Below are 5145 nucleotides of genomic sequence, written 5' to 3' on the forward strand. Positions count from 1 at the left end.
GGACGGCGTCGGCGGTGACGGCGGCCCGGACCTCGTGGGCGTGGTGGAGCCGGGCGGGGTGACCGGCCAGGGCGTCGCTCCAGCCGTAGCGCTCGCCCTCGGCGCGGACCCGGTGCACGAGGTCGCGGTGGGCGGCGGCGCCGGCGGTGGCGTCGAGGGTGAAGTTGAGGAAGCCGGGTCCGGTGATCTCGACCCCGGCGACGCCGGGGGCCTGGGTGAGCCGGTCGCGCAGGATCGCGGCGACCTCGCGGGCGTCGATGCCGGCGGGTCCGGCGAGCTGGAGCGCGATGGGGCTGGCGTACTCCCCGCGGCCGCCGGGGCGGGTCCTCTCCACCCGGACGCGCGCGGGCACGGGCACGCGCAGGGCGTCCTCGCGGACCGCGCGGCGCACGGCGTGCAGCACGGTCGTGGAGAGATCGACGGGGGTCACGGGACAAGCGTATGGGAGGGAGGGGGGCCCTTCGCGAACCGGTTTCGCCATGCGGTCAGCCCGCGGTGCTCTCCGCCCGTCCGCCGCCCGGCCCGCACTCCATCGCGGGCGGCCGGCCGCGCTCCATCAGCCGGCGCACCAGCCGGACCAGCTCGCTCGGCTCGAAGGGCTTGGCCAGGAACGCGTCCACCCCGGCGGCGACCCCGTGGTCCACCTCGTACGGCGTGCAGGAGCTGACGATCGCCAGCGGCAGGTGCCCGGTGCGCGGGTCGGACCGCAGCCGGCCGGCGGTCTGGAGTCCGTCGAGCCGGGGCATCACGACATCGAGCGTGATCACGTCGGGCCGGACCCGGTGCACCAGATCCAGACACTCGACACCATCGGCCGCGGTCACGACCTCGAAGCCCTCCAGCTCGAGGTTGACCCTGATCAACTGCCGGATGACCTTGTTGTCGTCGACAACAAGCACGCGGCCGCAAGCCCCTGACACCCTTCGAGAGTAGGCGGGCCGGAGAGGCTGCGTCCGGGTTTTGCCCACTTCCGTCCCCGGACGGGGGACGACGAGGATGGCCGGATGTGTGTGCGAGGGGCGTAGCGACCTCACGCGATGACGCGGAATACCTGTTCACGGGCACCCCGCGGAAGCTGGTAGTGTTTCACCCGTCGCCGAGCAACACGGCGAAACGCCCCCGTAGCTCAGGGGATAGAGCATCGGCCTCCGGAGCCGGGTGCGCAGGTTCGAATCCTGCCGGGGGCACTTCGCAGGAAGTGCCATGAGGCGCTGATCGACAATCGTCGGTCAGCGCCTTTCTTCATGTCAGGACGGCACCGGTCCGGCGAGGCGCGCGGCCTCGTCGCGGAGTTCCGCGAGCGCCGTCAGCGCGGCCTCGCGCTCGGCGTCGATGCGCGTACCCCGCTCCGTGAGGCCGGCGAGCGACTGTTCCACCCGGGCGATCCACTCGTCCACGTACCGGGTGCCGGCGTCGGTGAGGGCTTCCCGCCGGGCGCGCGCCTGCTCGGCGAAGCGATCCCTGATCGCCTGTCGCCGGTCGTTGACCGCCTTCCACTCGCCCTGCTCCCGCACGACGCCCGCCAGGTCCGTGAGCGGCCCGATGGCGTCCATCACCCACTGCGCCTTGCCTGCCGCGCCCACCAGCTTCTTGGCCGCCTTGGTCTTGCCCCAGGGCTTGAACCCCTCCGCCCCGTTGGTGACCTTGCCGCCGACGTCGAGGATCTTCCGGGCCACTCCGTTCTTGCTGAGCTTGTCCACGACCGCGGCGGCGGTGCTGCCCGGACCGTGGCCGCCGTCCTTGACCTTCCCGAACCACTCCCCCGCCTTGGCGGCGCCCGCCTTCATGCCGTTCTTGGCCGCTTCCTTGGCGCTCCGGCTCAGCGGAGAGTCTTCCTCCGGTGCCGGGTCGGGCGCCGTCCCGGAGGTTTCGAGGTCGTGCGCCCAGGCGTCGGGCTCCGGCACCCGGGTTCCGTACTCGGCGGCCAGCGTGTCGAAGGCCGTCCGCATCGCGGAGAAGAACTTCGCGTCGAAGTCCGCCGCCATGTCCTCCTCCTCGTCCTCCACAGCACGGGCGACGCGGTCGGGGACGGTGCCGTTCTTGTCCGAGACCGCGGCGGCGACCCGCTCTCCGGCAGCGGTGGTCCGGTCGGCGACGACGCCGCTCTCGCGGTGCAGGGCGCTCAGCACGACCTCCCGGGCGGCGGTGACCGCGTCCTTCGCCCGGCGCGCGGTCAGCGCGGCATCGAGTTCCTCGCCGTCCAGTTCCCACCGTCGCTCGGCGTCCGCCAGCACCCGGAGGAGTTCGTACGCCTGGGCCCGGGGGCGCAGACCCGCGACGCCGGGTGCGAGGACGCGCCTCAGTTCGGCCTCGAGCGCGTCGATGCCGCTCTCGGCGACGAGTGCGGCACGGTCGGCCGCCGGCAGGGACGGGTCGTGGAGGGCGTCGAGGTAGTCGCGGGCATCGGTCGGAACGATCGGGACGCGGCCGGCGAAGGGGCCGAGCCGGGCCCGGATCTCCCCGATGACAACCTCGCGGTCGCTGTTCTCCGCGCTCATCTTGTTGACGACGACGACGCTCCGGTCGGCGAACCCGTCGGGGCCGAGCGCGTCGAGGATCGCCGCGGTCTCCGTCTCCCCGGGCAATTCGCTCGTCGTCACGATCACGAGCGCGTCGGCGCCGCGTACACCGCGCCGGGCGGCATCGGCGTGTCCGTCGTCGCCCGACTGTGTTCCGGGCAGGTCGACCAAGGTCGTTCCGTCCCACTCGTACGGGGTGGCCTCCTGTGTCTTGGGGGCCGCGTCGACGAGTGCGCCGGCTTCGGACGGGGTCAGGCGCAGGAGGGCCGCGACGAGTGTGGACTTCCCGGCGCTGTACGGGCCCATCAGGGCGACGCGCAGGGGGGAGGTGTCCGCGCGGGGCAGGCCGGCGGTCAGCGGGCGGGTGCGCGGGTGGGCGGCCAGGAGTTTCCCGGCGCGGGCACTCAGCGCGAGCACCCGCGCCCCGGGGCGGTCCTCGCTTCCGGCGGCGGCGTCGGTCACTGCCGTGTCAGTCCTCATGCGGTCCCCCGCCCCTCTCGTCCCGGTCGTCATGCGGCACTCCGTCCTTCTCGTCCATGGAGTCCGGGCGGACCTCGATCCGCTCGGTGAGTACGTCCACGCCGTGGTCGCGCAGGCGCGCCCGTACGTCGTCGGTGCGGGAGGGCTCCGTCCCGAGCCGGAGTTCGACGCCGGGCGTCCGGCGTGCCCGGCGGATGGCCTCCGGGGCGCCGCCCGCGAGCTGGAGGAGTCTGCGGGCCAGGACGAGATCGATGTCGTCCAGGGCGGACCGCAGGGCCGGCCGCAGTCCGTCGAGCCGTCCGTACCTCTCGCGCACGGCGGCGATGTCGGCGGCCCGGGTTTCGAACCGGGCCCCGGCCGCGTCCGCCATCTCGGCCACGAAGCGGTCCGCCCACGCCGTCAGCGTGTCGAACAGCTCGTCGAGTGCGGCCATGGCCGCTGCGGTGGTGGCGTCCGCCCACTCTTCCTGCGCCCGCCGCACCTGGAGTACCTCGCCGCTCAGCGCCTTCGCCGCTCCGGCCAGGGCCCCCGCCGCGTGCAGCGCCACCGCCGCCGGAGGGGGGAACGCGGCCTTGGGAACGCCTTTCACGGCTATGGCCCCCAGGAGGGCCTTCGCCGCTCCCTTGGCGGCCGCCGCGCCGAGCGTCGCGCTCTGCGACTTGAGGTCGGGACGCGGCTGTACGCGCGGTCGCGCGGCCTCGGCGTCGTCCGGGACGTCCACGGTCGCGCGCAGGAGGATGCCCCGGTCCAGCGCCGCGCGCTCGCAGGCGTCGGCAAGGCCGGAGAGGAGTTCCTCCGCTTCGAGGCCGGTGAGGAAGTCGCGCCAGGCGTGCGCGGCGTCCTCGCCGCCCAGGCTCCCGATCACGTCCGGCAGCCTCTCCCTGGCCCGGTGCCGGGCGGCGTCAAGCCGGTCGCGGGTGTCCCGGCCCGCCGCCCGGACGGCCGTGACCACCGCGTCCCGGTCGTCGGCCGTCGCGCGTTCCAGCGCGTCGAGCGCGAAACCGATCCCCCGGAGTTCACGGACGAGCCGGTCGTGGAAGGCCGCGACGGGCGCCCGGACCCCGTCCGCCAGCCGGACGGCGCGCAACGGAAGTGCCCGTTTGGCCAGCAGCCGGGTGAGGGAGGCTTCCAGCTCGGGCAGACGGGCGGCCCGCAGGACCTGTTCGGCCAGCTCGGGGTCGGGCGTGGACAGCGCCTCGTGGGCGGCGCCGGAGTGGACGGGAAGAATCGCGGGCGGGGCGAATCCGGCGGCGCGGCAGACCTGCTCGATGCGGGCGGTGTGTCCCGCGACCTGCTCGAACTCCCTGGCCGGGTCCTTGGCGAAGCGCTCCAGGCGGTGCCGTTCGACGACCCGGCTCTTCACGTTGACCATGACGAGCAGTGGTTTCCCGGCGCGGAGCAGGCGGAGGAGTTCGGCGCTCTCCTCGTCGTACAGGGTGTCGGCGTAGTTCCAGATGACCGCGTCGGCTTCGTCGCAGGCGGCCCGGGCGCGCGTGGCGTCGTGGTCGTCGTCCTTGGCCGCGACCCCGGGCGTATCGAGGTACGTGACGGAACCGACCCGGAACGCGGCGGTGTCCCGCGTGGTGCGGTGGGCCCCCAGCCCGATGCCGTCCCGGCCCGCGTCGCGGGTCAGGACCTTGCGGAGCGTGGTCTTGCCGGACTTGGTCCGTCCCGCGACGGCGACCCGCAGCCTGCCCCCGGCGGCGGGCAGGACGCGTACGGCGTCGCGCAGTCCGCGTTCGAGTGCTCCGACGCGGCGCATCACCTCGACGAACCTCGCGCTCTCGACGGCGTGCGGGGAGTACGGCGCCGGCGGCGGGGCACTCCCGGCCCCGGCCCGCAGGGCGGTCTGGATGTCGCGGTAGGCCGGTCTGCTCGGGTCCACCGCGCCGGACGCGGAGGCGAGCCGGGCCACCAGGGGGCCGAGGGCGTCGCGGAGAGCCGGTTCGGTCCGGCACAGGTCCATGGTCGCGGCGACGCGGTCGAACGAGGCGAGGTTCTTCGTGTACCAGGACGCGAAGGCGCTCAACTCGTCGGCGCCGGTCCGGGAGGCGGAGGCCAGGAGCCCTTCGGTGATGCGGGCGACCGAAGCCGACGCGGGCGCGGCCGGGTCCGCGGCGGGGGCGGGGCCGTCCGTCCCGCTCGG

At 74.3% G+C, this 5145-nt stretch carries 3 protein-coding genes, 1 tRNA gene and 1 pseudogene; 1 reads left to right on the forward strand and 4 read right to left on the reverse strand.

What is annotated here, in order from left to right:
- A pseudogene (locus tag MHW47_RS31610) lies at window positions 1-430 on the reverse strand (arginine--tRNA ligase); the annotation flags it as partial.
- Window positions 431-485: 55 nt separating this feature from the next.
- The gene (locus MHW47_RS31615; protein ID WP_239227297.1) at window positions 486-899 is read right to left on the reverse strand and encodes a response regulator; all 414 of its coding nucleotides are present in this window, start codon (window positions 897-899) and stop codon (window positions 486-488) included.
- A gap of 216 nt (window positions 900-1115) precedes the next feature.
- On the opposite strand from MHW47_RS31615, the gene MHW47_RS31620 reads away from it, so the two are divergent.
- Window positions 1116-1187 (forward strand) — tRNA-Arg (locus MHW47_RS31620).
- A 60-nt stretch (window positions 1188-1247) separates the two neighbouring features.
- On the opposite strand, the gene MHW47_RS31625 is transcribed toward MHW47_RS31620, so the two are convergent.
- Complete coding sequence (locus MHW47_RS31625; protein ID WP_239227298.1) at window positions 1248-2999, reverse strand: GTPase; 1752 nt, start codon at window positions 2997-2999, stop codon at window positions 1248-1250.
- The coding region (locus tag MHW47_RS31630; RefSeq protein ID WP_239227299.1) for a GTPase at window positions 2989-5145 on the reverse strand (2157 nt) is incomplete at its 5' end. The genes MHW47_RS31630 and MHW47_RS31625, both read right to left, overlap by 11 nt.

The sequence above is a fragment of the Streptomyces sp. OfavH-34-F genome, assembly GCF_022347745.1.
Lineage (GTDB): Bacteria > Actinomycetota > Actinomycetes > Streptomycetales > Streptomycetaceae > Streptomyces.

Bases quoted from the DNA above. Each gene is read 5' to 3' on its own strand.
- MHW47_RS31625 (WP_239227298.1), bottom strand. From the start codon at position 2,999: ATGAGGACTGACACGGCAGTGACCGACGCCGCCGCCGGAAGCGAGGAC.